26 protein-coding genes are annotated in these 26,416 nt (G+C 71.2%); 10 read left to right on the top strand and 16 right to left on the bottom strand.

Translation table 11 applies throughout. The features are described 5' to 3' along the window. The 5 genes from VGZ23_14845 to VGZ23_14825 all read left to right on the top strand — a co-directional run. Positions 1-926, top strand: a 926-nt coding sequence (locus VGZ23_14845) for an IclR family transcriptional regulator C-terminal domain-containing protein (GenBank protein HEV2358869.1), incomplete at its 5' end; no start/stop codon positions are given. Further along, positions 923-2,698, top strand: a complete 1,776-nt coding sequence (locus VGZ23_14840; GenBank protein ID HEV2358868.1) for a 2-oxoacid:acceptor oxidoreductase subunit alpha — start codon at positions 923-925, stop codon at positions 2,696-2,698. The genes VGZ23_14845 and VGZ23_14840, both read left to right, overlap by 4 nt. An 8-nt stretch (positions 2,699-2,706) precedes the next feature. Next, positions 2,707-3,582 (top strand): 2-oxoacid:ferredoxin oxidoreductase subunit beta, encoded by an 876-nt coding sequence (locus VGZ23_14835; GenBank protein ID HEV2358867.1) that lies wholly within the window; start codon positions 2,707-2,709, stop codon positions 3,580-3,582. Next, positions 3,579-4,910, top strand: a complete 1,332-nt coding sequence (locus tag VGZ23_14830) for a phenylacetate--CoA ligase family protein (protein HEV2358866.1) — start codon at positions 3,579-3,581, stop codon at positions 4,908-4,910. The genes VGZ23_14835 and VGZ23_14830 overlap by 4 nt, the downstream gene beginning before the upstream one ends. After that, positions 4,859-6,148, top strand: coding sequence for a Zn-dependent hydrolase (locus tag VGZ23_14825; protein HEV2358865.1), 1,290 nt, complete (start codon positions 4,859-4,861; stop codon positions 6,146-6,148). Before VGZ23_14830 ends, VGZ23_14825 begins: the two co-directional genes overlap by 52 nt. 4 nt (positions 6,149-6,152) lie before the next feature. On the opposite strand, the gene VGZ23_14820 is transcribed toward VGZ23_14825, so the two are convergent. The 11 genes from VGZ23_14820 to VGZ23_14770 form a co-directional block, all read right to left on the bottom strand. Then, positions 6,153-7,370: an FAD-binding oxidoreductase gene (locus tag VGZ23_14820; protein HEV2358864.1), complete on the bottom strand. Its 1,218-nt coding sequence runs from the start codon at positions 7,368-7,370 to the stop codon at positions 6,153-6,155. Between the two features lie 2 nt (positions 7,371-7,372). Then, a complete protein-coding gene (locus tag VGZ23_14815; GenBank protein HEV2358863.1) occupies positions 7,373-9,412 on the bottom strand; it encodes a molybdopterin-dependent oxidoreductase in 2,040 nt (679 codons plus the stop codon). Positions 9,413-9,426: 14 nt separating this feature from the next. Then, on the bottom strand, positions 9,427-10,176 hold the full coding sequence (locus VGZ23_14810) for an MBL fold metallo-hydrolase (GenBank protein ID HEV2358862.1): 750 nt from the start codon (positions 10,174-10,176) through the stop codon (positions 9,427-9,429). Positions 10,177-10,180: 4 nt separating this feature from the next. Then, positions 10,181-11,485 (bottom strand): ABC transporter substrate-binding protein, encoded by a 1,305-nt coding sequence (locus VGZ23_14805; GenBank protein HEV2358861.1) that lies wholly within the window; start codon positions 11,483-11,485, stop codon positions 10,181-10,183. A 152-nt stretch (positions 11,486-11,637) separates the two neighbouring features. Next, positions 11,638-12,657, bottom strand: a complete 1,020-nt coding sequence (locus VGZ23_14800; GenBank protein ID HEV2358860.1) for a plastocyanin/azurin family copper-binding protein — start codon at positions 12,655-12,657, stop codon at positions 11,638-11,640. Positions 12,658-12,733: 76 nt separating this feature from the next. Then, on the bottom strand, positions 12,734-13,516 hold the full coding sequence (gene cofE / locus VGZ23_14795; protein ID HEV2358859.1) for a coenzyme F420-0:L-glutamate ligase: 783 nt from the start codon (positions 13,514-13,516) through the stop codon (positions 12,734-12,736). Further along, on the bottom strand, positions 13,513-14,505 hold the full coding sequence (locus VGZ23_14790; protein ID HEV2358858.1) for a TIGR03557 family F420-dependent LLM class oxidoreductase: 993 nt from the start codon (positions 14,503-14,505) through the stop codon (positions 13,513-13,515). Before VGZ23_14790 ends, cofE begins: the two co-directional genes overlap by 4 nt. A gap of 42 nt (positions 14,506-14,547) precedes the next feature. Further along, complete coding sequence (locus tag VGZ23_14785; GenBank protein HEV2358857.1) at positions 14,548-15,834, bottom strand: pitrilysin family protein; 1,287 nt, start codon at positions 15,832-15,834, stop codon at positions 14,548-14,550. Then, entirely contained in the window at positions 15,834-17,126 is a 1,293-nt protein-coding gene (locus VGZ23_14780; GenBank protein ID HEV2358856.1) for a pitrilysin family protein, read from the bottom strand. Before VGZ23_14780 ends, VGZ23_14785 begins: the two co-directional genes overlap by 1 nt. Before the next feature lie 12 nt (positions 17,127-17,138). After that, complete coding sequence (locus VGZ23_14775; GenBank protein HEV2358855.1) at positions 17,139-17,609, bottom strand: peroxiredoxin; 471 nt, start codon at positions 17,607-17,609, stop codon at positions 17,139-17,141. A gap of 81 nt (positions 17,610-17,690) precedes the next feature. Continuing rightward, a complete protein-coding gene (locus VGZ23_14770; protein HEV2358854.1) occupies positions 17,691-19,046 on the bottom strand; it encodes a M20/M25/M40 family metallo-hydrolase in 1,356 nt (451 codons plus the stop codon). A 113-nt stretch (positions 19,047-19,159) separates the two neighbouring features. On the opposite strand from VGZ23_14770, the gene VGZ23_14765 reads away from it, so the two are divergent. Continuing rightward, positions 19,160-20,215, top strand: a complete 1,056-nt coding sequence (locus tag VGZ23_14765) for a M42 family metallopeptidase (GenBank protein ID HEV2358853.1) — start codon at positions 19,160-19,162, stop codon at positions 20,213-20,215. 24 nt (positions 20,216-20,239) lie between these two features. Here VGZ23_14765 and VGZ23_14760 read toward each other — a convergent pair whose 3' ends face one another. After that, a complete protein-coding gene (locus VGZ23_14760) occupies positions 20,240-20,554 on the bottom strand; it encodes a hypothetical protein (protein ID HEV2358852.1) in 315 nt (104 codons plus the stop codon). Positions 20,555-20,692: 138 nt separating this feature from the next. Between VGZ23_14760 and VGZ23_14755 the strand changes: the two genes are divergently transcribed. Next, positions 20,693-21,274: a molybdenum cofactor guanylyltransferase gene (locus VGZ23_14755; GenBank protein HEV2358851.1), complete on the top strand. Its 582-nt coding sequence runs from the start codon at positions 20,693-20,695 to the stop codon at positions 21,272-21,274. On the opposite strand, the gene VGZ23_14750 is transcribed toward VGZ23_14755, so the two are convergent. The 3 genes from VGZ23_14750 to VGZ23_14740 all read right to left on the bottom strand — a co-directional run bounded on the left by VGZ23_14750 (position 21,275) and on the right by VGZ23_14740 (position 24,732). Then, positions 21,275-21,670 carry a type II toxin-antitoxin system VapC family toxin gene (locus tag VGZ23_14750; GenBank protein ID HEV2358850.1) on the bottom strand — a complete coding sequence of 132 codons (396 nt, stop codon included), beginning with the start codon at positions 21,668-21,670 and terminating at the stop codon, positions 21,275-21,277. It abuts the gene before it with no gap. Continuing rightward, complete coding sequence (locus VGZ23_14745) at positions 21,667-21,900, bottom strand: type II toxin-antitoxin system Phd/YefM family antitoxin (GenBank protein ID HEV2358849.1); 234 nt, start codon at positions 21,898-21,900, stop codon at positions 21,667-21,669. Before VGZ23_14745 ends, VGZ23_14750 begins: the two co-directional genes overlap by 4 nt. 93 nt (positions 21,901-21,993) lie before the next feature. After that, positions 21,994-24,732, bottom strand: coding sequence for a UPF0182 family protein (locus VGZ23_14740; GenBank protein ID HEV2358848.1), 2,739 nt, complete (start codon positions 24,730-24,732; stop codon positions 21,994-21,996). 57 nt (positions 24,733-24,789) lie between these two features. Here VGZ23_14740 and VGZ23_14735 point away from each other — a divergent pair, with 57 nt between their 5' ends. The 3 genes from VGZ23_14735 to msrA all read left to right on the top strand — a co-directional run bounded on the left by VGZ23_14735 (position 24,790) and on the right by msrA (position 26,173). After that, positions 24,790-25,101 carry an iron-sulfur cluster assembly protein gene (locus VGZ23_14735; GenBank protein HEV2358847.1) on the top strand — a complete coding sequence of 104 codons (312 nt, stop codon included), beginning with the start codon at positions 24,790-24,792 and terminating at the stop codon, positions 25,099-25,101. 22 nt (positions 25,102-25,123) lie between these two features. Further along, positions 25,124-25,507, top strand: coding sequence for a hypothetical protein (locus VGZ23_14730; GenBank protein HEV2358846.1), 384 nt, complete (start codon positions 25,124-25,126; stop codon positions 25,505-25,507). 84 nt (positions 25,508-25,591) lie between these two features. Beyond that, a complete protein-coding gene (msrA, locus tag VGZ23_14725) occupies positions 25,592-26,173 on the top strand; it encodes a peptide-methionine (S)-S-oxide reductase MsrA (protein ID HEV2358845.1) in 582 nt (193 codons plus the stop codon). Positions 26,174-26,191: 18 nt separating this feature from the next. On the opposite strand, the gene VGZ23_14720 is transcribed toward msrA, so the two are convergent. Continuing rightward, positions 26,192-26,416 (bottom strand): amidase family protein (locus tag VGZ23_14720; GenBank protein ID HEV2358844.1); only part of this gene is annotated, 225 nt, incomplete at its 5' end.

Here is a 26,416-nt window from a genome sequence, read left to right as displayed (position 1 = left end):
CCCCCGCGGGGAGGGCGCGCCGCGGCCCCCGGGCCGACCGGTCCACGGCGTCCGCGCGGCAGACCGAACGGCTTCGCGATCTTGCGCCGCGGCGGGCGGCCGCCCCGCCGGCGAAACGCCGCTACGTGGTCACGGCGGTGGCGCGTGCCCTCGGCATCCTCGAAAACGTCGACGGCGGCCCGCGGGGCACCGGGATCACCGAGCTCAGCCGCCGTCTCGGGTTGGGCAAGAGCACCGTCCACCGCCTCTGCGCGACGCTCGAACACCATGGCTACCTCGTGCGCGATCCCGGCACCGGCCGGTACCGCCTTAGCCTGCGCGTGTTCCAAATCGGCAGCCACGCCCTCGAGGCCCTGGATCTGCCCGCCCGCGCCCTGCCCGAGCTCGAGAGGCTCGGCGCCGCGACCGAGGAAACGGTCCATCTCGCGGTCCTGGACGGCCCCGACGTGATCTTCATCGGCAAGGTCGAAAGCCCGCGTCCGCTGCGCCTGTACTCGCACGTCGGGCGCCGCTGCCCCGCCCACTGCACCGCGGTCGGCAAAGTGCTGCTCGCGTCCGTCCGCCCCGGGCAGCGCGCCCTCGCCTCCGCGCGGCCGCTCAAGCGCTACACGGCCAAGACCATCACCTCGGCACCGGCCCTCGAGCGGGAGCTCGAGGAGGTGCGGCGGCGCGGCTACGCCACCGACGACGAGGAGTTCGAGGAAGGCATCCGCTGCGTCGCCGCCCCGGTCCGCGACTACCGCGGCCGGGTCATGGCCGCGCTCAGCGTCTCCCTTCCGGCCGGCCGGCTGCCACGGAGCCGCACGGCCGCGCTGGTCGAGCAGGTGCTCGAGGCCGCCCGGCGCGTCTCCAAGGAACTCGGATACCGCGCCGCGGCGTCCGCCGCCCCTCCGGGTGAGCCGCCCTCCGTCGAAGCGCCGTCATGACGCGCGACGTGGCCTGGCTCATCGGCGGCAAGACCGGGGAAGGCGTGGACTCCGCGGGCGAGATCTTCGCCCGCGCCGCCGCGCGGGCCGGAGCTCACGTGCACACGTTCCGGCTCTTCCCGCCGATCATCAAGGGCGGGCCGACGTCCTATGAGGTGCGCGCGGCCGACGGCCCGGTCACCGCCCGTGCCGATGTCCTCGACTGCGTGATCGCGCTCGACGACGACACAGCCGTCCGCCACGGTCCGGCCCTGGGCCCCGACGGCCTCCTGCTCACGGACGAGGGCCGCCCGGGTCAGCCGGCGGCCGCCGACGTCGGGCGGCGCGCCCACGGAGCCTTCGCCTGTACGGCGCCGCTCACCGCCCTCGCCCGCGAGTCGGGCGATCCGATCATGAAGAACATGGTCGCGCTCGGCGCCTCAGCGCGCCTGCTCGGGCTCGACGTTGCTGTGTTGCGGGAGACGGTGCGGCGCCGGTTCGCCGACAAGCACGCGCGCGTACAGGAGCAGAACACCGCGGCCGTCGACCGCGGGTGGCGCTACGCCGAGGCGCACCTGGACGGCCGCCTCCCCGGGCGGGCGCTGCCGCGCGCCCCGCGCGCCGGCCGCTGGCTGCTCTCCGGCAACGACGCGATCGCCCTCGGGGCGCTGGCGGCGGGGTGCCGTCTATACGCCAGTTATCCGATCACCCCTGCCAGCGACATCCTCGAATGGATGGCCGCGCATCTGCCGGACGTCGGCGGCGCAGCGCTGCAGACGGAGGACGAAATCGCGGCCCTCGGCGTGGTCATCGGGGCCGGCTACGCGGGCGTGCGCGCCATGACGGCAACAAGCGGCCCGGGCCTCTCCCTTATGACCGAGACGATCGGGCTTGCCGGCATGGCCGAAATTCCGGCTGTGATCGTCGCCGCGCAGCGCCCCGGCCCGAGCGCCGGCATGCCGACGAAGCACGAACAGGGCGACTTTCTGCACATGGTGTACGCCGCGCACGGAGAGTTTCCGCGCATCGTCCTGACCCCCGGCTCGGTCGAAGAGTGTTTCACCGACGCGGCGCTGGCGTTCAACCTCGCGGAGCGGTATCAGTGCCCGGTGATCGTAGGCGTCGACCAGGACCTCGTGCTCTCCCGCGCCACGGTGGCGGGCCTGCCGTTCGATGAGGTGCGCATCGATCGGGGCGACCGCCTCGACGACGGCGAGGCCGCCCGGACCGGCGGGACGTACGAGCGGTATGCCCTCACACCGAGCGGGATCTCGCCCCGGGCCGTCCCGGGACAGCCCGGCCTCCGCTTCCTCAGCAGCGGCGACGCGCACGATCGCCGCGGCGTCATCGACGTCGAGGATCCGTCGGTGCGCCGCGCCATGGTCGACAAGCGGCTCCGGAAGACCCGGGAGATCGGGCGGGACGCGCCCGGCGTGGAGGTGGACGGCGAGGGCGACGTGCTCGTGATCTCGCTCGGAGCGCCGTGCGGCCCGCTCCGCGAGGCCGCCGGCCGGCTGCGGGCGGACGGCGTCCAGGTGCGCGTGCTGCGCATCCGCCGCCTGTGGCCCTTCCCGACGCCCGAGGTCACGCCCGAGGTCGCCCGCGCCCGGCGCGTCGTGGTCGTCGAACACAACGCGACCGGCCAGATCGCGACGCTGCTCCTCAGCCACGTGGGCGGGCACGACAAGGTCGAGGGGCTGCGGCAGTACAACGGGCTCCCGTTCCGGCCCGCAGACATCGAAGCCGGACTCCGGGCGGCCGCCGGACGCCCCGGCGCCGGCGCCGGGAGGTGACCACGGCGATGGCCGCCGCGCTGACCTACAAGGACTTTGCCGCCGAGCGCGCGACGTGGTGTCCGGGGTGCGGAGATTTTGCCGTCCTCCGCTCGCTGCAAGAGGCGTGCGCACATCAAGGGCTTGCGCCCCACCGCGTGGTCCTCGTCTCCGGCATCGGGTGCTCGGGCAAAATTACGTCCTACACCGGCACCTACGGCTTCCACACCCATCACGGCCGGACGCTGCCGGTCGCGACCGGCATCAAGCTCGCCAATCGCGATCTCGCGGTGATCGCCGCGGCCGGCGACGGCGACGCCTACGGCATCGGCCTCAACCATCTCATCCATGCGATTCGCCGCGACGTCGACGTAACGTATGTCGTCATGGACAACGGCGTGTACGGCAACACCAAAGGCCAGACGTCCCCGACGACCGCGGCCGGGGTGCGGACCCCGTCGTCCCCGAGCGGGGCGGTCGACGAGCCGATCCATCCGCTCCGGCTCGCGCTCGCCGCCGGCGTCACGTACCTGGCCCAGGGCACGAGCGGTGATCCGCCGCAGCTGACGCGGCTCATCGAGGACGGCCTCCGTCACCGCGGCTTCGCCCTCATCAACGTGATCAGCCCGTGCCCAACGTACGACCGCGTCCGCACGTATGCCTGGTGGCGCGAGCGGCTTCAGAACCTCGACGCGGAGGCGGCGTACGACGCCGGCGATCTCCGGTGCGCCTGGGAAACGGCCGCGGCCCGGGACACCGAGGTCGTGGGATTGCTGTACCGCGCGCCCCGCCGCGCGCTCGACGAGCGGCTGCCCAGATTCGCCGCCTCACCGCTCGCCGCGGAGACGCTCCGGCCCGACGTGGATCGCGCGCGGCGGATCCTCGACGACGAGTACGCGCTGTGAACGTCGACGACCCGGCCTTCTACGTCGATCCGACACTCGAGACGATGGCGCGCGACGACCTCGCCGACTACCAGTGGCAGCGGTTCGCGCGCATCGCTCCGCTCCTGGCCGCCGGCAACGCCTTCTACCGCGCGAAGTGGCGGGCCGCCGGCGTCGACGACGCGCGGGCGATCGCGGACTGGACGGCGTTCCGGCGGCTGCCGTTCACCACGAAGGCCGAGCTCAGCCGCGATCAGGAGGCGCACCCGCCCTTCGGCACCGACCTGACCTTCCCGCTCGAACGGTACGTCCGCGTCCATCAGACATCCGGCACGACCGGCCGGCCGCTGCGCTGGCTTGACACGGCCGAGTCGTGGGACTGGTGGCAGCGGTGCTGGACGTTCGTGTACCGGGCCGCCGGCGTGGGACCGGGGGATCGGATCTTCTTCGCGTTCTCGTTCGGCCCGTTCATCGGCTTCTGGGCGGCCTTCGACGCCGCGCGCCGCAGCGGGGCGCTCGCGATTCCGGGCGGCGGCCTCGATTCCGCCCTTCGCCTCCGCCTGCTGGCCGAGAGCCGGGCGACGGTCCTCGTCTGCACCCCGTCGTACGCGCTGCGGCTCGCCGAGGTCGCGCGGGCCGTGGGCCTGGACGCGGCCGCCCTGCCGGTGCGGGTCACGATTCACGCCGGGGAGCCGGGGGCCAGCATCCCGGCCACCCGCCGGCGGATCGAAGCGGCGTGGGGCGCGACCTGCATCGATCACACGGGGCTCACCGAAGTCGGCGCAACCGGCTTCACCTGCCGGGCGGGCGAGCTTCACGTCAACGAGAGCGAATTCATCGCCGAGGTAATCGACCCCGACACCGGCGGGGTCGCGGCGGGCGGCGACGGGGAGCTCGTGCTGACGAACCTGGGCCGCGAAGGGTCGCCGGTGGTCCGTTACCGGACCGGCGACCGCGTGCGGCTGGTCCGCGACCGCTGCGCCTGCGGGCGGACGTTCGGCCGGCTCGCCGGGGGGATTCTCGGCCGCGCGGACGACATGCTGATCGTGCGCGGCGTCAACGTGTTCCCGAGCGCGATCGAGGACGTCGTGCGGCAGTTCGAGTGCGTCGACGAATTCCGCATCGAGGTGCGCCGGCGCAGCGAGATGACGGACCTGCGCGTGGTGGTGGAAATCGACGGCGACCGCCACCGCGCCGAGGACGTCGCCGCGACGCTCGCGGGCCTCCGCGGGCGTCTCCGGACGGCGTGCGGGATCCGGATCGACACCGATGCCGCGGCCGCCGGCACGCTGCCGCGGTGGGAGCTCAAGGCCCGACGCATCGTGCGCGTCGACGGCGAAACGCCGTAGCGGTGGGCCGGACCTCCCCGTCCGTCGACCCCGGCCGCTTATGGTCGAGTCTTGCGGCGATGGCCGGGATCGGCGGGACCCCGGGCGGCGGGGTCCGCCGCCTCGCGTTGAGCGATGACGATCGGGCGGCCCGCGATCGGCTGGCGGAGTGGCTCACCGCCGCCGGCCTCGACGTGCGGGTCGACGACCTCGGCAACATGTATGCCCGGCGGGCGGGCACGGACGCCGCCGCGGCGCCGGTCGTGTTCGGGTCGCATCTCGACACCGTCCCCACGGGCGGCCGGTTCGACGGCGCGCTCGGCGTGCTGGCCGCCCTCGAGGTGGTCCGCGCGCTCGACGGGGCCGGCGTCCGGACGCGCGCGCCGCTCGAGGTCGTCAATTGGACCAACGAGGAAGGCGCCCGCTTCGCCCCGGCGATGCTGGCGAGCGGCGTGGTCGCGGGCCGGTTCACGCGCGACGAAGCCTACGCCGCGCGCGATGCCGACGACCGGACGTTTGGCGGCGAACTCGCGCGGATCGGCTACCAAGGCGACGCCGCCCACCGGCTGCGCGAATGCGCGGCCTACCTCGAACTGCACGTCGAGCAGGGTCCGGAGTTGGAGCGCGCCCGCGCCCAGATCGGTATCGTCGAGGGCATCGAAGGCATCTCCTGGAATCGCATCGAGATCACCGGCCGCGCGGCGCACGCCGGGCCGACGCCGATGCCGGCGCGGCGCGACGCCCTCGTCGCCGCCGCCCGCCTGATCTTGCTCCTTCGCGATACCGCGGACCGGCTCGGCGTGCGCGCCACGGTCGGCCGCCTGGATGTCTCGCCGAACACCATCAACGTCGTGCCGGGCCGCGTCGAGATGACGCTCGACGTGCGCGCGTCCCGCGACGACCGGCTGGACGCGGCGCTCCGGGAGGCCGACCGGGCCTGCGGGCGCGTCGCGGACCTCGATCAGGTCGAGGTGCGGCGCGCGGAGTTCTGGCGTAGCCCGGTGACGCCGTTCGCGGAACGCATCGTCACGACCGTGGCCGGCGCCGCGACGCGCCGTGGCTACAGCGCGCGGCGGCTGTGGGCCGGCGCCGGCCACGACGCGAAGTACATGGCGGACCGTTTCCCGGCCGGGATGATCTTCGTGCCCAGCAAGGACGGCGTGAGCCACAACGAAGCGGAATGGACGCCGCCGGAAGACTGCGCGCGCGGAGCGACGGTGCTGCTCGACGCCGTCCTCGCGCTGGCCGGGACGGCCTGAGGGGTCACATCGCTCCGTAAAAGTGCCGGTACTGCCACGCCGCGTCTTCTCGCAGTTGCTCTTCCGACCACGTCCCGTCGCCGAAGCGCGCGACCGACAGCGGCGACAGGTCCATTGGCGGCCTGCCGTCCATGATCCACGCGGCGAGCGCCTCCCCGAGCGCCGGAGCAATCGAAAGACCGGCAACATTGCAGCCGCTCGCAAAGAAAAAGCCCCGCGCGGCCGGGGCCGGTCCGAGAATGTGCTCGCCGTCGGCGGTCATGGTCGGGATCCCGCCGCGGTGCTCGCGAACCCCCGCCGCCGACAGTACCGGCAGCTGAACCTTCACGTCATCGGCGGCGCGTCTCAGGACCTCGGCGTCGAGGGGCGTATCCTTGATGTCGAAGCCGGGGCCGACCGAGTCCATGTCGAGCAGGCGCGGGTTGTCTTCAAAGACGCCCCACAGGAGCCCGCCGTCGCACGGCCGCACGTAGACCGCCGCGTCCATGATGCGAATCATCGGCAGGTCGGGACGCGCGCCGTCCAACGGCACGGTGACAAACAATTGGTGGCGGGTCGGGACGAGCGGCACCCGGATTCCGCTGGCCTCGGCCATCTGCCGCGTCCACGCGCCGGCCGCGTCCACAACGACCGGTGCCCGGATGATCCCCCGGTCGGTTTCGACTCCAATGACGTGTCCCGCTTCGACCACGACGCGGCCGACGGTGGTCCGGGGGAGCACCGTCGCCCCGTGGGCCTCGGCGCCGCGGGCCAAGCCAACCGCGACCTGTGCCGGATTGAAATACATGTCGTCGGCCACCCGTAGCGCGGCGGCGATGCCGTTGGGGTGAAGAAACGGGTTCACTCGGCTCGCCTCTGCCGGCGAAATCTCTTCCACGTCCAGGCCCATTCGCCGGCCCCGGGCGACATCGTCGGCGATCACGTGCGCGTCCTGGGGACGGCGCGCAACCTTGAGGCTGCCCGAGCGCACCCATTCCAACGGCTGCCCGGTATCCGCGGAGAAGCGCTGCAACTTCTCACAGGCGATCTTGATTAAGGTGATCATCAGGTCGCTCTTGCGAACACAGCTCACCAGGCCGGCGGCGCGCGGTGAGGTCTGCGAACCGATGTCGTGCTGGTCGAGGAGCGCAACGCTGCGGCGCCCCGCTTTCGCGAGATAGAAGGCGGTGGCGGCGCCGAGGCCGCCCGAGCCGATCACCACAACGTCTGTCCGGGTGATCATCGTCAGCCTCCGTCCGGCGCTACCTCCACCATCGCGTCGAACGCCGCCTGGCCCGCGGAGAACTCGAAGACGTCCACCGCCTCGTCGGGGATCGATGGATCGCCGGACGTGAGCTCGTTGAGGCCCGTCCACCCGTCCCGCATCCACACGGTACCGGACGGCACGTCGCCTGTGACGCGCGCGTGCGCCCGGAATTCGCCGCGCTCGTTGAAGATGCGGATCGCGTCCCCGTCGCCGAGGCCGCGGGAGGCCGCGTCGGCCGGCGACATCCACAGGATCGGGGCGGGATCGAGCCGCGCCAGGGTCGGCAGCGCCCGGCCGTGGTCGTAAAACCCGTGAAACTGGGTGAGCGTCCGGCCCTGACGGAAGCTGAGCGGATGGCCGCCGGTCGCCGGCAGCGGCGTATACACCGGGAGCGGCGGCAGGCCGAGCGACCCGGCCCGCGCGGAATAGAACTCGATCTTTCCCGACGGCGTCGGAAACGCCAGATCGGGATGCGCGACGTGCGAGATGTCGAGCGCGCGGATTCCGCCCTCGGCGCGCAGCGCGCGCACCGTCGCGTGTCCGGTGGCCGGGTGGTCCAGGATCGCATCGATCGGCCCCTCGTCCGTGTCCCAGGGGAAGAACTCGTCGAGCCCCAACCGCCCGGCGAGATCGCGGAGCACGCGCGTGAGCGGGCGCGCTTCCCCGGCCGGCTCGAGGATCTTCGGCATCAGGTACAGGTGCGTGTTGGTGCTCTTGCAGCCCGTGTCCTCGAGCCACGCCGTCGCGGGGAGCATCACGTCGGCGAAGCGCCGGGCGGTGTCGTTCATGAACAGGTCGTGGCTGACGACGAGGTCGGTGCGGGCGAGGCCGCCGGCCACCGCCGCGGCGTCGGCGAACGATGAGAGCATGTCGGTCCCGAAGAGGCCGAGTACCTTGACGCGGCCGCCGGCGAGCGCTTCGGTGATCCGCGGCATCTGGTTTGGGACGTAGCGGCCGGGCGGACGCCGGTCCGCGGCCGCAATCCCGGCCAGCGCCTGACCGTGCGACGAGCTCCCGTGGCGGGGACCGAGACCGGCGCCGGGCCGGCCGAGATTTCCGGTGAGCGCCGGCAGGCACGCGACGGCCCGGCCGCCCTGCCAGCCGTTGACCCCTTTGTGCATCGAACTGCCGCCGATCACGATCATCGCCGGCCGGACGGCGGCGTAGCGGCGCGCGAGCGCGGCGATGCGGCCGGCCGGCAGCCCCGTCTCCCCCGCCGCCCACGCCGGCGAGAACGGCCGGACATGCTCGGCCAGCGCGTCGAAGCCCACGGTGTGCGCGGCGACGAACGCGCGGTCGTAGCGGTCCTCGCCGACGATCACATGCATCAGCGCGAGCGCGAGCGCCGCGTCGGTGCCCGGCCGGATCACGAACACCTCGTCCGACTGCGCCGCCGCTTCGGTGCGCCGCACGTCGATCGTCACGATCTGGGCGCCGCGCCGCCGGGCGGCCGCGAGATGGCGGCCGGTGTTCGGCTGGCTGGCCAGGTTCGCGCCCCACAGGAGGATGAGCTCGGCATGCGCGCCCATGTCCTCCTTGGTGTTCGTCTCCAGCGGTCCGGTGAGCCCGATGCCGAAGGCCCCGAGGCCCCAGCAGATCATCGTCGCGTTCCACCACTGGCAACCGTAGAAGTTGGCAAACCGGCGCAGGAGCTGGCCGCCGGTCCGCACGCCGTAGTTGTTCGCGTTGTTGCCGTGGCCCTGCCACAGCGCAACCGACTCCCGCCCCGCCGCCCGCATCCGCGCGACGATGAGATCGAGCGCCTCGTCCCACGTCGCCCGCCGCCACGCGTCGGCGGCGCGGCGGCCGCGCACCAGAGGAAACAGCAGCCGCTCTGCATTGCCGATGATCTCCCGCGACGCCTGACCGCGGACGCACAGAAACCCGCGGCTGTCGGGGTTGTCCGGATCGCCGCGGACGGCGATGAGCCGGCCGTCCTCCACATCCACCAGCATGCCGCAGAGCGTGGGATGGCAGTTCATCGGACACATCGTCCGGATCGTGCGCACGGTGCTCATGTCCCCCGCCGCGCCTATCCGACGGTGATGGTCATCCCATCCTCGGCGCTCTCCCATGGCGCCTCCTCCCGGTGTGCCAGCATCTCCTCGCCCATGTGCGTCAGCACGATCCGCCGGCTGCGCAGCTCGTGTCGATGCGCGAGCAGCGTCGGGAGATCGAGGTGGTTTGGCACCGTCCGATCGTACCCGTTGCATTCGAGCAGGAGCAGATCGGCGTCCTCGGCCGCTTTGGGCAGCCCGGGCGCCCACCGCGTGTCGCCCGAATAAGCGATCGTGCGGCCCTCACACTCGATGCGCAGCGCCGTGGGCGGCGCCCCGCAGGGATGCTCCACCTGGTAGGGCGTGACGGTGAGGCCGGCGATCCGGTTCGGCGTCTCGAGCGCGTATTCGTGGATGTCGAGCGGGAACCGGAGCGGGATCGCCGACGAGCCGGGGAACAGCGCCTCCATCACGTCGCGCAGTCGCCCGCGCGCCCCGGGCGGTCCGGCGACGAGCAGCGGCCGCGTACGCCGCACGTTGAAGTGCGAGTCGAGCAGGAAGAACGGGAGCCCGCCCATGTGGTCGCCGTGGAGGTGGCTCAAGAGAATCAGATCGATGCCGGCCCGGTCCACCCCGAAGCGGTGCATCGCCACGACCGCCGTGGCGCCGCAGTCGACGAGGAATCGCGTCGACTCCCCGGACACCAGAAAGCAGGTTTGCATCCGGCCCCCGCTGCCGAACGCGTCGCCCGACCCGAGCACGCGGACGCGGAGCGGCGGCACCACGCGGCTAGTGCGTCCGGTATTGGCTGAGCAGCCGGCCGGCCTGCTGCTGCGCGTCCCGCAGCGCGGCCTCGGGCGTCTTGCGGCCGGTGAGCGCGGCCTGGAGGGCGTTGGAGAACATCGTCTGGATCTCGCCGCCGTGGTGCGTCGAAAGCTCGGCCTGCGCGTACGGCAGCTGGTCCCGGGCGGTGAGGGCCTGCGGGAACCCGTCCGTGTAGTCCTTGTACAGCTTGACGTTGAAGGCCGACTTGCGGACCGCGACGTACCCCGAGGCTTGGCTCCAGCGCGCCGCCTGCTGCGGCGCCGTCATCCACTGGACGAACTCCCACGCCGCTCGTTGGCGCTCCGGCGGGATCCCCCGGAAGATGTACAGGTTGCCGCCGCCCGTCGGCGTCCCGTACCGCCGGTCCGCCGGCATGAACGCCGTGCCGAACTTGAACGAAGCGTTGGAGCGGATGAAGGTCAAGCTGCCGGTGGAATGATAGATCATCGCGTACCGCCCGGCGACGAATTCGGTGGGCAGCGTGTCCCACGACACGATCCCGCGGGGCTCGACGCGAAGGTCCGCGAGGCGCAGCCAGTACTGCAGCGCCCGCCGCGTCGCCGGTGTGTCGAAGTACGTGTCGGTACCCTCGGGGTTGGCCATTCGCGCCTGGCCCGCTTCCGCCGCGAATCCCTGAAACAGCCAGTACGTGAAGCCCGACGTCGGGATCCCGACCCCCCACTGGGTCACCGTGCCGCCCGCGTCGTGCGCCGTCAGCTTCTGCGCGTCCTGTTCGAGCTCCGTCCAATTGGTCGGCGGCTTGTTCGGATCCAGCCCCGCGCGCTGGAACGCGTCCCGGTTGTAGTAGAGGACGATGGTGCTGCGCTGAAATGGGATGGAATAAGTGGTCGTCGCGGTCCGCGAGTTCAGCCAGAACGCGTCGAAGAAGTCCGCGCGGAACCGCCCGCCGCCGGCCTGTTGGATGAACGCGTCGAGCGGGATGATCGCGTTCAGGTCGAGCAGCGTGTAGAGGTCCGTGGACAGCAGGACCGCGACGTCGGGGGGACTGCCCGCCATGACCGCGGTCTGCGCTTTGGTCATCGTATCGTAGTACCCGCCGGCGAAGATCGGCGTGACGTGCATGCCGGGATGGATGCGGTTGAAGTCGGACACCATCCCGTCCATCACCTTGGCCAGCGGACCCGACACGCCGACCGGGTAGTAGAACTTCAGCTCGAGGGCCGCTCCCGCGGGTCGCGGCGCGGTCAACGGCGAGGCGATGGCCGCGGCAACGGCCAGCGCGAGCAGGATTATGCTGCAGCGCTTCATCTCGATGCTCCCCTCCCCGTGGCAATGCCATTCGCGACCCCGCGACCCACTTCAGGTCAGCGAAACGCATCTCCTCCCGGCGGGCACCTTGCGACAAGACAAGGGCCCGGGCGCCGAGACACCCCGGGCCCGTATGCGGCGCCGGCGCGGAGCTATTGGACGATGACCGTCCCGCTCATGCCCTCCGGCACGTGCACCACACACCAGTACGTGTAGGTGCCGGGCTTGGAGAACGTGAGCGAGTACTCCGTGGGGCCCGGCGGGTTCACCGGGAGAAGAATTTGCGAGTTGTGGTAGGTGTTGCCCGTGTGCCGCGGTCCGCCCGCCGGCGCGAGGATCTTGGGGTTGAAGAAGATCTTGGGCGGACCCTGGGCCTGCTGCTCCAGCAGGAGAAACTGCGGCACCGCCCCGGTCCCCTGGAACGTCACCGTATGGATCTCAAACGGGTCCTTCATCACCCACCGCACCGTGCTGCCGGCCTTGACCCGGAGCGGCCCGGGCGTGAACCTCAGGAGCGTGATGCGGGCCTGCGAATCCCCGACCATCGGCGCGGTATACACGGTGCCCGACGGCGCGGCGGCCGTTGAGACGTTCCAGGCGGCCCGCAGCCGCCCGCCGGCCTTGAGCGCCTCGGCCCACTGCGCGGCCGCGGCGCGGCCGTAGCCGACCTGCGTCATGGGCAGCTTGGCGCCCGCGAGTTGGACGACGACCGTGCCCTGCATCCCGGGATGGAGCAGGCAGACGTACGTGTACCGCCCGGGGGTGGTGAACGTGACCGTGTAGTGTGCCCCGGCCGGTTCGAGCACGCCGGAACTCACGATCCCGGTGCCGTCGTACGCCTTGCCCCCTTGAGGGAACGCGGCCGCGGGATTGAAGAGCACGCGGTTGTCCGGTTGCGGCACAAGCAGCGCGGGCCGTTTCGCCCCGGATAGAAACGTCACCGTGTGTTCGAGCACCGTGCTCTTGGTCCATGTGATGGTGTCGCCCGCGTTGACCGTGATCGTCCGCGGATAGAAGTCCTGGCCCTGGAGCGCATGATCCGGCGTGTCGGCGCCGATCGACACCTTCCACGTCCTGGGCGCGGGCTGCGCCCGTCCGGGCAGCGACAAGGAACCGATCGCGAGCGCACAGCCGAGTCCGAACAGCAAGAGACGATGGAGCAATCGCAGCATTGGGCCCCCCTGATGCGGCAGCGTTCCGATTGCAAACCTACGTGCAATTCGTGCGGCGGACCGGAACTCCTGCCCGTCAACGGAACAGGTCGTGTGCGGGGTCGCGCAGCAGCTGCGCGGCACCGCCGGGGCCGTCCGCCACCGCGAGGCCCTGCACGAGCACGGCCGGCACGGCCTCCGCGCACTGGCCCTGCAGCAGGGTCGCCGCCGCGGCGAGTTCGTCGGCGATCGCCTCCGTCGACGTGCGCAGGGTGTACCCGTAGAGGTCCGGGCGCCCGACGAGGCTCACCACGGGCTCCAGGCCCGCGGCGCCGATGCAGACACCGACCGCGCCCGCCCGGTGCGGCCGGCCGTGGCTGTCGTTGATCACCACGGCGACCGGGACGCCGAACGCGGTCCGCAGCGCGTCGCGCATGACCCGCGCCGAGGCATCGGGATTGCGCGGCAGGAGACTCACCGTGTCCGGGCCGAGGCCGACGTTGCTGTGGTCGACCCCGGCGTTCGCGCAGATGAAGCCGAGCCGGTGCTCCGTGATGAGCACGCCGTGCTCGGCGCGCACCACGCGTGTCGATTCGCCAAGCACGACCTCGACGAGACGGGGATCTCTCTCGAGCGTCTCCGCGAGCCGCGCCGCGGCGGGGCCGGGCGTCACCGTCGCGAGGTCGACGACGCTCCCTTCGGCCTTGCTGACGACCTTCTGCGCGACGACCAGCGCGTCGCCGGCCGCGGGCCTGAGGCCGGCGGAGCGCAGCGCGTGGACAATCAGCGCCGCGAGGTCGGCGCCCGGGCGCACGTCGGGCACGCCGGGGATCGCCGTCAGGGTGACCCGCGCCAAGAGCCGCCCGCGGCGCGGGCTCACGCCGGCGACGCGAGACGGCGGAGCGCCGGCAGGACGTCGCGGCCGAGGGTCCTGATCGTGGCCTCCTGGTCGACGGACGTCACCTGCACCGTGACGATGTCCGCGCCCATCTCCACCAGCGGGCGGTAGACGTCGACCAGCTCTTCCGGCGTGCGTGCCCACGCGTACTTGGCGATGATCTCGCGGCGATCCATCGCATCGGCCCGCGCGCGCAGGACCGCGGGATCGACTTCGTCCAACCGCCCCTCGACGCGCAGCCCCCGCCAGGCCATGAGCGCCTGCCAGGCCTCGTCCTCGTCCCGCGCCAGAATGGACCAGCGCTGGGCGACGATCGTCGGCTTGGGACGCCGCGCCCGGCCCGCGGCGTCCAGGCAGGGATCGACGGCCTGCGCCTGCGCCTCGGGCGGGACCTTGACGCTGACGATGAGCCCGTCGGCGAGCCGGCCGGCCAGCTGCGCGGCCAGCGGGGCCCCGGCCGCCATCCACAGGGGGACGCGCCGCACCGGCGGGCTGTACAGCCGCGCCGCATGGGTCCGGTAGAATTCGCCGGCGAAGTCGAGCTTCTCACCGTCCAGCAGCCGGCGCATGATGACCAGCGCCTCGGCCATGCGCGCCCGGCGCTCCTTCGGCCCCGGGAACTCCCACCCGAGCGGCCGCTCGTTGATGCCCTCGCCGCTCCCGACGCCGAGGGCGAACCGGCCGCCGGACAGCCGGTCCACCGTCGCCGCCGCCTGCGCGACGAACGCGGGATGATAGCGAAAGAGCGGACACGTGACCGCGGTGGCGAGCCGCACGCGGCGCGTGCGCAGCGCGGCCGCGCCGAGCCAGCTCCAGACGAAGGACGCGGCCGAGGCATCGTCCACCCAGGGGTGAAAATGGTCCGAGACCGTGAGCGCGTCAAAGCCGGCCGCCTCGGCCTGAGCCGCGTGTTCAAGAAGCGTTTCGGGCTGAAACTGTTCGGTTCCGCAGAAATAGGCGAACTCGGGCATCGGCGCCCCCCTAGACCGGCCGCGCCGGCGGCCGGGCATCCGTCACGCCGGCACCGCGGTCGCCACGGTATAGCCGTCGAGGCTGAGATAGCGCCGCGCGACGTCGCCCATCTGCTCCGGTGTGACCGCGGTGATCACCTCGGGGAAGCGCAGCAGGTAGTCGAGACCGAGGTCGAAGAGCTCGATCTCGAGCAGTGCCTGGGCCAGGCCGCCGTCGGTCTCCAGACGGAGCGCCATCGAGCCGATGACATAATCGCGGGCGTCGCGCAGTTCGTCGCCGCGCACCGGTTCGCGGTGGAGGCCGCCGATCTCGCGCAGAACGCCGTCGATCGCGCGGCCGACGTTGGCCGGATTGACCCCGGCGCGCACCGCCCACGGGCCGGCGAACACCCCCGCCTGCGCCTGGCTGAACGCGTAGTAGGCCAGGCCCTCCTCGTCGCGGACGGTGGCCCCGAGCCGTCCCATGAGGCCGAGACGGCCGAGGACCAGATCCGCCATCATGCCGGCGTAGTAATCGGGGCTCGTCCGGCTGAACCCCGGCGCGCCGAGGACGATGTCGGCCTGGGTCTTGCCGGGGATCGCGACCTCCCGACGCTGTACCGACGAGGCGGGGCCGGCCGCCGGCACCGGCGCCAACGCCGCCACCGGGACCCCCTGCCAGTGCTCGAACGCCCGCGTGAGACGCTCGAGCACCCACCCCGCCGTCAGGTCGCCGACCACCGCCAGCACGGCGCCCCCCGGACGGTACCATTGCCGGTGAAACGCCGCGAGATCGTCCCGCGTGATCGCGGCCACGCTCGCCTCGTCGCCCTCGGCGGGGCGGTGGTGCGGATGCCGCTCGGGATACGCGGCGGCGCGGAACGCCTTGTCCGCCGCGGCGCGCGTATCGTGCTGCGACTCCCGGATCGCGGTGATGATCTTGGCGCGCTGCTTGTCGACCTCGGCGGGCGGAAACGTCGGCCGCAGCAGCACCTCGGCCAGCAGGTCCAGCACCTGACCGGCGTCCTCGGCGAGACACCGCGCCGCGAAGCCCGCGCCGTCGATGTCCGCGGACACGCTGAGGCTCGCGCCGATCGAGTCGAGCACGAGCGCGAGCTCCTGCGAAGTGTAGCGGGCCGTGCCCCGCGTCAGCATCGAGGCGGCCAGCACGGCGAGCCCCGCCCGGCCGGACGGGTCGGCCTGGACCCCGGCCGGCAGATAGCCCCGCACGCTTACGGACGGATGCGCGTCGTGTTCGCGCACCAGCACGACCGCCCCGTTCGGAAGGACGCGGCGCGTCACCACCTCGGGCGTGATCGGCACGGCGCGGCGCGCGCTCATCTCGCGCATCATTCCTCCTCCGCCGAGACCACGGGCAGGTACCAGCCGACCGTCCGGTTGCGGTCGTGGAACACGCGCGCGGCCGCGTCCTGCACGTCCCGGGGCGTGACGGCGGCGAGGCGCTCCTCAAACTGCTCGAGAAACGTCCCGCCGGCGACGATCTCGGTGCTGCCGAGCAGCACCGCCTGCTGGGTGACCCCGTCCGACGCGTACACCCACTGCGCCCGCGCCTGCTTGCGGACCTTGTCCAGCTCGGCCGCCTCGATCGGCTCGTCTCCGAGGCGCGCGAGTTCCGCCAGCACCGCGCCCTCGGCCCGTTCGGGCGTCACGTCGGGACGCAGGGTGAGACCGATCTCGAACAACGTCGGGTCGATCGCCGGCCGGTACGAACTGCCGGCGTCCACCGCCAGCTGCGTTTCGACCAGCCCGCGGTACAGCCGGCTGCTGCGCGCGCCGATCCCGTTGCCGCCGAACACGCCCGGCCCCTTGAACCCCGAGAGCACGCCGTCGGCGATCAGGAGCGGGAAGAAGTCCGGGTCCGCGACGCGCGGCGCGTGGAAGACGATCTGTGCCACCGGCACCGCCCCGCCCGCGCGCCGAAACACGACCCGGCGCTCGCCTTCCTGCGGCGGCTCGACGCCGCGGATGGCCGGCGCCGGGGACCCGGCGGGAATCGGTTCGAACGCCGCACGGATCTGCTCGAGCAGCGCCGGGCCGTCGAAATCGCCGACCGCGACGACGACCGCGTTGGACGGCGCGTAGTAGGTGCGGTAATGCCGGACGAGGTCGTCGCGGGTGATCGCCCGCAGATCGCTCTTGTAACCGATCACCGCGTGCCGGTACGGGTGCACACGGTAGGCGGAGGCCTCCACCTCTTCGTACAGCGCGAACTCGGGGTTGTTCTCGGAGCCCTCACGCTCGGAAATGATGACCGTCCGTTCGCGCTCCACTTCGGCCGGCTCGAACAGGGTGTTGACCATGCGGTCCGATTCGATGCGGATCCCGAGCCCGATGTGCTCGGCGGGCACCGTCTCAAAGTACGCGGTGAAGTCTTTCCACGTAAAGCCGTTCCACGTCCCGCCGTGCCGGTTGATGAGCCGGGAGAACTCGCCCTTCCCCAGCGTCGGCGTGCCTTTGAACAGCATGTGCTCGACCCAATGGGAAATCCCGGTGATCCCCGGCACTTCGTTGCGGCTCCCGACGCGGTACCATGCCCAGAACGTCGCCACGGGCGCGGTGTGGACCTCGCGCAGCAGCACGGGCAGGCCGTTGGACAGGGTCGCGCGAAGCGTGGGCCTCATGCCTGAACCCCGCTAGCCCGCCTTCTCGACCGCGGCCTCCACCTCGTCATACGGCGGCTCCACCCCCGGTTTGTCGCCGAGCCAGGTGTAGACGACCTTGCCGTGCTTGTCCAGCACGAACACGGAGCGTCTCGCGATGCCGTCGAGCAGCCCGAGAAAGGCGGGATCGTACACGCCGAAGGCCTTCATCGCCTGATGGTTGAAGTCGCTCAACAGCGGGAACGTCAACTGGTGGGCCTTCGCAAACTCGTTCAGCACGAACGGCGTATCCGCGCTGATGCCGTAGACCTGGGCGTGCAGCGCGGCAAACCGGCTCAGGTCGTCGCGAAAGTGGCACATCTCCTTGGTGCACGTGCCGGTGAACGCGGCCGGGAAGAAGGCCAGCACGGTCGTCTGTCCCGTCAACTCGCTGATCTTCACCGCCTTGCGCTCGCCGTTGACCAATAGCGCGTCGGGCGCCTGTTGTCCGACCTCGACCGCCATACAGACCTCCTCCACCCTCGGGCTTGTCTGTGATCGTATCACCTAACCGCCCAACGGCGCGGACCCCGCGGGGATTCCCCGCTACCGCGTCTCGGCGAACCGCTCCAGCAGCCGCGCCATGAGCACGATCGTCTCGCGGAAGTCGCGCTCCCGGACGTGCTCGTCGGGGGCGTGCGCGCGGCTGCCCCAGTACCCGCCGCCCGTGCTCACCAGCGGGATGTCGAGGACCGGACCGAGGTCGTGCATGGGGCCCGTCCCGGCGGAGGTGGGATAGACGAGCACGGCGCGGCCGGTCGTCTCCGCCACCACGTCCCGCACCAGCCCCACGAACGGATCGCGAAGGTCCGTGCGCCACGGATACTCCCCGCCGAGGAGCGTCACCTCCACGTCGCGGAAGCCCCGGCCGTCGAGGTGACGGCGGACGCCGCGGGCGACCTCGTGCGGGTCCTGATCCGGCACCAGCCGGAAATCCACCTTCGCGCGGGCCCGGCACGGCAGCACCGTCTTGGACCCCTCGAGCGTGTACCCGCCCCAGATGCCGCAGATCGTGCACGTGGGCGCGAACAGCAACTGGCGGACCGCGTCGGCACCCCGCGCGCCGCCGATCAACTCCGGCACGTGCACCCGCTCCCGCACCGCGTCGACGACGTCCGGCGGAATCTCGGCGAGCGCCGCCTCTTCCTCGGGCGTCGGCCGCCGGACCCGATCGTAGTGCCCCGGGATCAAGACGCGGCCGGCGGGATCCTTGAAGGTCCCGAGCGCCCAGGCCAGCCGGGTCGCCGCCCCCTCGATCACCGCTCCGAAGGACGAGTGCAGATCCACGGACGCCGTGCGGGCCTCGAGCTCCAGGTAGCAGATGCCCTTCATGCCGCAGACGATATGCATCCGCTCTTCGCTGTCCCGCTCGCCGTACTCCCAAATGCACGCGTCGGCGCGGAGCAGGTCGGCGTGCGCCCGCGTCACGGCGCCGAAGTGCACGCTCGAGACTTCCTCTTCGCCTTCGACGACGAACTTGACCCGGCAGGGCAGGCCGCCGTGCGCCGCCTTGAGCAGGCGCAGCGCCGCGATGCGGGTCACGAGGTCGCCCTTGTTGTCGGAGACGCCCCGGCCGAGGATCAGCCCGTCGCGAAGCGTGACGTCGAACGGCGGGACGGTCCACTCCTCGAGCGGCTCCGCCGGCTGGACGTCGTAGTGGTTGTAGAACAGCAGCGTCCGCGGCGACCGCCCTTTGAAGTCGGCGACGACCACCGGGTTGGCGCCGCCGTCGGTCAGAAGTGTCACCCGTCCGCCCTCGGCTTCGAGCAGGGCCCGCACCGCCTGCGCCGCCTCCGCGATGCCGCGCCGCTGCGCGGCGACGGAGGGAATCTGCACGAGCCGCCGGAGATCCTCGATCGTCCCCGGGAACGCCTGGTCCACCTGCGCGACACGCACGTCCACGCCGTCTCCCCTCCGCTGCGCACTGGGCTGCGCGTGATGTTTGGCCGCCGGCGGGCCGTTCCCTACGGCGCACCGCAGGAGGTCCGGACGCCGGACGACAAAACTCCGACTCCATGGAGACGCAGAGCCTGCTCGCCTCGCTGTCCAACGCGTTCGGCGTGTCCGGGTTCGAGGACGACGTCCGCCGGATGATCGAGGCGCTCGTCGCGCCGTGGGCCGACGAGGTTCGGACCGACGTCCTCGGCAACCTGCTTGTCACCCGCCGCGGCCTCCCCGGACGGGGAACCGTCATGCTCGACGCCCACATGGACGAAATTGGGTTCATCATCAATCACGTCGAGAGCGACGGATTCCTTCGCTTCACCACCCTGGGCGGCTGGGACGCGCGGCTGCTCCTCGCGCACGCCGTGACCATCAGGACGCGCGACGGCGCGTTGGTGCGTGGGGTCGTCGGCAGCCTCCCGCCGCACATTCTGAGCGCGGAAGAGCGCGACCGGCCCGTGCCGCTCGACGCCATGTACCTCGACATCGGCGCCGCCTCCGCACAGGAGGTCGCACAGCGGGGCATCCGCATCGGCGACCCGGCGACGATCGCGTACCCCTGCGAGCACCTGCCGGAGGGCTTCGTCCTGGGCAAAGCCCTCGACGATCGGGCGGGGTGCGGCGTGCTGATCAAGACGCTGGAGGCGCTGGCGGGGCAGCCGCTCGACGGCACGCTGGTCTGCGCCTTCACGGTCGGCGAGGAAACCGGCCTCCGCGGCGCCCGCACCGCCGCCCATCAGGTCGAACCGGACGTCGCGCTGGCGATCGAGGGCACCGTCGCCGCCGACCTCCCCGGGGTCTCGGGGGCGAAGCGGGTGACGAGCCTCGGCGCCGGGCCGGCCATCACGATCGCCGACCGTACGATGGTCGTCCGCCCGCAGCTCGTGCGCGCGCTCGAGCGCCTGGCGGAGGCGCACGCGATTCCGTACCAGTACAAGCGGCCCGCGTACGGCGGCACCGACGCGGGGGCGATCCACACGAGCCGCGGGGGCGTCCTCACCGGCGCGGTGTCCGTCCCCTGCCGCTACATCCACTCGCCGCTCAGTCTGCTCCGCGTGAGCGACTTCGACGCGACCGTGCGCCTGGTGATCGCCTTCGTCCGCGAGGTGCCGCGGCTGTTCGAGTAGGTCCGGCCCCGGCCCCGGAAGCGGTCAGTTCCCCGGCGCGCCGGGCGACGGCGAGAGACCCGGAGGCGGCTCCGTCTGCCCCGCCTGTTCGAGCAATCGCGCCATCTCGCTGTACGCCTGCCGTTCCTCTTCGAGCACGAGGTTCGTCACCACCAGCCAGCGGCGGTGCATCTCGGAGGTCTCGCTCACCAGCGACGCAAGCACGGCCGCGACGGAGGCGCGGTCCGCGCCCTCGATGGCGGAGGCCGCCTGCTGCTGCAGTTCGCGCCGCCGGCCCATGAACTGGGTCACCTGGATCCCAAACTCCTTCAACACCTGGCGCGCCTGCAGTTCTTCCATCGACCCACCTCCGGGAGCCCGAGCGGCGAACATCCGTGGCCGGCATGCTTCGCCAACAATTCCCGCCCCCGGAGACGAAACCCTTGGCTCCTTCGCGGCGCGTGGAGCCGCCCCGCCCGCCGTTGCTATACTCGGGGCATGGTCGGGGTCATTCTGGCGGGGGGCGAGAGCCGGCGCATGGGCCGGGACAAGGCGTTTCTGCCGTTCGGCGCCGCGACGCTCGTCGAAACCGTCGCGGCCCGCCTGCGCGAGGCATGCACGGACGTCCTCGTGGTGGCGAACCAACCCGCGCCCTACCGTGCGCTCGGCCTGCGCACCGTCGCGGACGCGCTGCCCGGACGCCGGTCGCTCGCCGGCATCTACACCGGCATCCTGCACGCGGGCGGTCCGGCGTTCGTGTGCGGCTGCGACATGCCGCTGCTCTGCCCCCCGCTGATCCGATACATGGGCACGCTCGCGGGCACGGCGGACGTGGTGATCCCGCGCGTCCGGGATTACGAGCCGCTGCACGCCGTCTACACGCCGGTCTGTCTGGGCCCCATCGCGCGCGTGCTCGCGTCGGGCGGCCGGAACGCCGACATCCTGGCGGAGGTGCGCGCGCGGATCCTCGGACCGGACGAGTTGCGGCGGTTCGATCCGGAGCTTCGCTCCCTCGTCAACATCAACACGCCCGAGGAGTACGCCGCGCTGAATCCAAGTCGCCCGCCGGACGGACGGTAATCACCACACCGTGCGGATCGCCGTATAGGCGTGCATCCGTTCATCCTTGCTGACGAGTTCTGCCCCGAGAATCAGCGCCGTCGCAACGATAATCCGGTCGGCCGGATCGCGGTGAAAAGGTTCCGGCAGCCGCGCCGAGCGCAAGGCAATTCTGCTGTCGATCGGAACGAACCGAAGAAAGGGCAGCGCCTCGGACGCGCCGACCCAATCGTTTACGTCGATCGAGAGATCGAGCCGGCCTCTCGCAACCAGCGTGGCAACTTCCCAGACGCTGATACATGAGACGCAAAGTCGCCGTTGCTGAATCGCGCCGTCGATTGCGGTGCGGGCGCGCCGTGAGAGTCGTTGCGGGTCGGCGGCCCACCAAATCCATGCGTGGGTGTCGAGGACCGTCACTTCAGCGTCTCCCACTCCTCCGCGTCCACCGGCTCTGTCGGCTCGCGATAGGCGATCACCGAGCCGCGCAGCGCGCGGAGCAACTCGTCGGCGTCCGGACGATAGGACGTGACTTTGATGACAGGACGCCCATGATCCGTGACGATGAGCGGCTCGCCGCTCTGCTCAACCTGGCGAAAGTATTCAAGCGCGTGGGATTTGAACCGTGACTTTGATACCGTCTTCTCCATCACGAGGCGCTCCGGGGTAGATATGACTATGGCTAGTGTACCTAGTCATTTTCATCACGTCAATCGGCCCATCTGGATTGACGACGATATCGTTTATGGTCTCCCGGTGATCTGCCGCAGCTCCGTCAACGTGCGCCCGAGCGCGTCGACTTCCTTGCCGTACGTCGCGAAGTCTCCGGCCCTGAGCGCCGCCTGCGCTCGCGCGTAGTGCGCGTTCGCCTCTGCCACCAGCGCGGCCACGCGGCCCGCGTTGGCGCCCGCCGGGGGCGTCCCGGGCGGACTGCTGGGCGGCGCCGGCGCGGCAGGGGCGGCCGGTGCACCGGAGGCGATCGACGTCCCGAAGATGCGCGCAACGGACGCTTCGAGCGTCGGCTCCATGGCGATCTGCGCGCCGTAGGCCACGATCACGCGCTTGAGCTCGGGCAGCGCGCTGCCCTCCGCCTGGAGATAGAGCGGCTCGATGTACAGCAGCGAATCGGCGATCGGCACTACGAGCAGGTTGCCCCGGATCACCGATGAGCCCAACTGGTTCCACAGCGTCAGCTGGCTGCTGATCGTCGGGTCCTGGTTGATCCGCGCCTCGATCTGCATCGGCCCGAACACGGTCGTGTCCTTGGGAAAGCGGTACACGAGCAGCCGGCCGTAATTCGGCGGGTCGCTGCGCGCGGCCATCCAGGCCACCATGTTGTCTTTGCCGGACGGCGTGAAGGGAAGGATCAGCGCGAACTCTTCCCCGTGCGCGGGGTCCAGTTTCAGGTTCACGTAGTACGGCTCGACCGGCTGCGGCGATCCGCCGAAGAGCTCCCTGGGAATCCCCCAGAGGTCCTCGCGATTGTAGAAGACCCGCGGGTCCCGCATGTGGAACGTCGCGAACACGTCGGCCTGGACGGTGAACAGATCCACGGGGTACCGGACGTGCGCGGCGAGATCCGCCGGCATCTCGCGAAACGGCCGCAGCACCCCCGGATAGATCTTGTCGTAGGTCCGGATCAGCGGGTCGGCCGGGTCGACGACGTAGAGACGCACCGTGCCGTCGTAGGCATCGACCACCGCCTTCACGGAGTTGCGGATGTAGTTGAGGTCGCCCGTCGGCCGCGCGTACGGGTACATCGCGCTCGTCGTGTAGCCGTCCACGATCCAGAAGAGGCGGCCGCCGGCCAGCACGAGGTAGGGATCGCGATCCAGCTGCAAGAACGGCGCGACCCGCGCCACCCGGTCGCGCACGTCGCGGTGGAACAACACGCGGCTCGCCGGAGTAATGGCGTCGCTCAACATGAGCGAGACGGCGCCGAACCGCGACGCAAACGCCAGCCGCCCGAGCGGGGCGCTGAGCGGTACCCCGCCGCGGCCGGCGTACGTCGTGTACACGTCATGGTCGCCTTGCGCGTAGTCGAGTTCCTTGTTCCGCGTGTTGACCACGACGTACGGCGTCGTCACGAGGCTGTAGTACAGCTCCGGACGGGTGACGGTCAGCCCGACGGTGCTCTGCGGCGGGATGTCTTTGATGTAGAAGTCCGGCAGCCCCTCCGCGGAGATCCGGTTGACGGGCGTCATCACGAGACCGAACCCGTGAGTGTAGACCAGGTGCTCGTTCACCCAGGTGCGGGCCTGGTCGGGCAGGCGGTTCACGTCCAGTTCCCGCGCCGACAGCATGACCTGCTGCTCCCGCCCGCCGATCCGGTAGCGGTCGATGCCGACGTCCGTGAACATGTAGTAGAGTCGCAGGCTTTGGAGCTGCGCGTACGTGCGGAGCAGCGGCCGGTAGTCCCAGAGGCGGACGCTGTCCAGCACCGTGCGGTTGGCCTGGAGGGCCGCGGGGCTCAGGCTGAGCGCCGCGGGGAACGACTGCTCCTCGACGGTGTCGAGGCCGTAGGCGCGACGCGTAAACGCGATGCCGTTTCCAATGTACGGCTGCTCCCGGTCGAGCTCGTTCGGGCCGACCTCCACCTGCTGGACGAACGCGGGATAGAGGACCGTGCCGCCGATCCACACCACGAGCAGGGCCACCAGAGCACCGACGGCCGGCCGCATGGTACGGGCCCGCGTCGACGCGAGCAGCAGCAATCCGGTCACCGTCGACATCACCGCGAGCAGCCCGAACGCCGGGAGCCGGGCGTGCAGGTCCGTGTACCCGGCCCCGAACACGGCGCCGTGCGGCGAGTAGAGGACCCCGTACCGGTCGAGCCAAAAGCCCGCGCCGCGCAGCAGCACGAGCAGCCCCGCAAGCAGGCTGAGGTGGATGCGCACGCCGCGCGGAACCGCCCACACGCCCCGCACCGCGAGCGGCACCAGATCGAGGTAGTAGGCGGCCGCCGCGCCCACGAGCGCCACGAAGAGCCAGGCGAACAGCCAACCGAAGACGGCGCGGTACGCCGGCAGGGCGAACACATAGAACGCCACGTCGCGTCCGAACACCGGATCGCGGACGCCGAAGGATGTCTGATGAAGGAATGTCTGGAACACCGGCCACGAGTCGGCGGCGCCGAACCCGGCCACGACGGCCACGACGGCGGTCAGGAGTGCCGCGACACGATCCGGCGACAGGCGGGCGACGATCCGCCGGTACGTCCGTGAGTCGCCCACCGGCCGCAGTTCGACGACCCGGGCGATCGGCCGGAGCCGGAGCAGCGGCCGGGCGTTGAAATACAAGATCACGAACGCGGAAATCGCCGCGGCCGCCGCCACCGCCGTGGCGGACAGAATCGGAATCCAGAACACCGTGCGGTAGCCCACCTCGCCGAACCACAGCCACTCCGTATACCAGCGGGCGAGGATGGGATAGACGAGCAGCGCGGCGACGAGGACCGCCAAGAGCCACTGGCGGGGTTTCACGGCGGCGTCCCCTCACCCCCCCGCGCGGGCATGATACAATAGCGGACGGAGGGTGCCATGGTTACACGCGATCAGGTCATCGAGGTCCTCAAGACCTGCTTCGACCCCGAGATTCCCGTGAATATTTGGGACCTGGGGTTGATCTACGACATCACGGCCGCCGACGGCGTCGTGCACATCAAGATGACGCTGACCGCGGTCGGGTGTTCGCTCGGCCCGCAACTCGTCGGCGAGGTCGAATCTAAATTGCTCGGCGTCGACGGCGTGGAGGACGCCAAGGTGGAGATGGTCTGGAATCCGCCGTGGACGCCGGAGCGGCTCACCGACGACGGACGGCTGTCGCTGCAGGCGATGGGATTCCCCATCTAGCGGCCGGGGTCCGGCCGGCCGCATGAACGCGGAGACCGCCGCCCGGCAGGTCGTCGTCGCCGACGACGACTTGTTGTTTTCCTCGCGGGTGACGGGGTCGCTCGCCTCGCTCGGATACCAGGCCGTCGTGGTCCGCTCGGCAGAGGCGCTGCACGCCGCCCTGCGCCGGGACCCGCGCGCCGCGGTCGTAAACCTGGCCGCCCGCCGCTTCGACGCCGCCGAGGCGATCCGGCGCGCGAAGGCCGACGAGGCCACACGCGGCGTTCCCCTGCTGGGCTTCTGCGGACATCGCGACGGCGAACGGATGGCCGCGGCCAGGGCCGCGGGATGCGACGCGGTCACGACCAACGGCATCATCGCCGCGGATCTCGGGCGCGCCCTCGGCGCACTGCTCGCCACGGCCTAGCCTTCGGGCCACGCTGAGACGCCTCCTGTATTTCAGCGCGCCGAGCGGTATGCTATCGCCATCTGCAGACGGGGAGGCACGCCGATGGACGCCGTAGACAAGACCCAGGGTGACACGCCGCGTGAGGAGGTCGCCACGCTCGCGGGCGGATGCTTCTGGTGTCTCGAGGCGATCTACGCTGATCTCGACGGCGTCCTGAAGGTAGAATCCGGCTACGCCGGCGGCACGGTGCCGAACCCCTCGTACCAGCAGGTCTGCACCGGCACGACCGGACACGCCGAGGTCGTCCAGGTCACATTCGACCCCCGCGTCCTCCCGTTCCGGGATTTGCTCGAGGTCTTCTTCAATATCCACGATCCCACGACGTTGAACCGCCAGGGGAACGACATCGGCACGCAGTACCGGTCGGCGATCTTCTACCATTCGCCCGAGCAGAGGGCGACCGCGGAACAGACAGCCCGGGAGTTGACCGAGGCGCGGCGGTGGTCCAATCCGATCGTCACCGAGGTGAGTGCGTTCAGCGTGTTCTACAAAGCGGAGCCCTATCACCAGGAATACTTCGCCCACAACCCCTTCCAACCGTACTGCCAGGCCGTGGTGGGGCCGAAGGTGGCGAAGTTCCGCAAGCAGTTCCGCGAGCGCCTCAAGACCACGGCGGCCACGTAGGGCCCCGCGGGACCCGGTCTAGCCGAGCGCCGGGCGGCGGGCCGTCCAGGGCGCGGCCGCCTCGAACGCCGCCGCGGCCCCGAGCACCCGGGCGTCCTGCCGCCAGCCCGCGACGATCTGGAGCCCCACCGGCAGCCCCTCGCCCGTAAAACCGCACGGCACCGTGATGGCCGGGTACGCGCTGAAGTTGAACGCGTACGTCGGGAGGAGCATGTCCAAGTGCTGCGCGATGCGCCGGCCGGC

Source organism: bacterium (genome assembly GCA_035945995.1).
Lineage (GTDB): Bacteria > Sysuimicrobiota > Sysuimicrobiia > Sysuimicrobiales > Segetimicrobiaceae > DASSJF01.
This window is presented reverse-complemented; position numbering and strand designations above follow the sequence as displayed.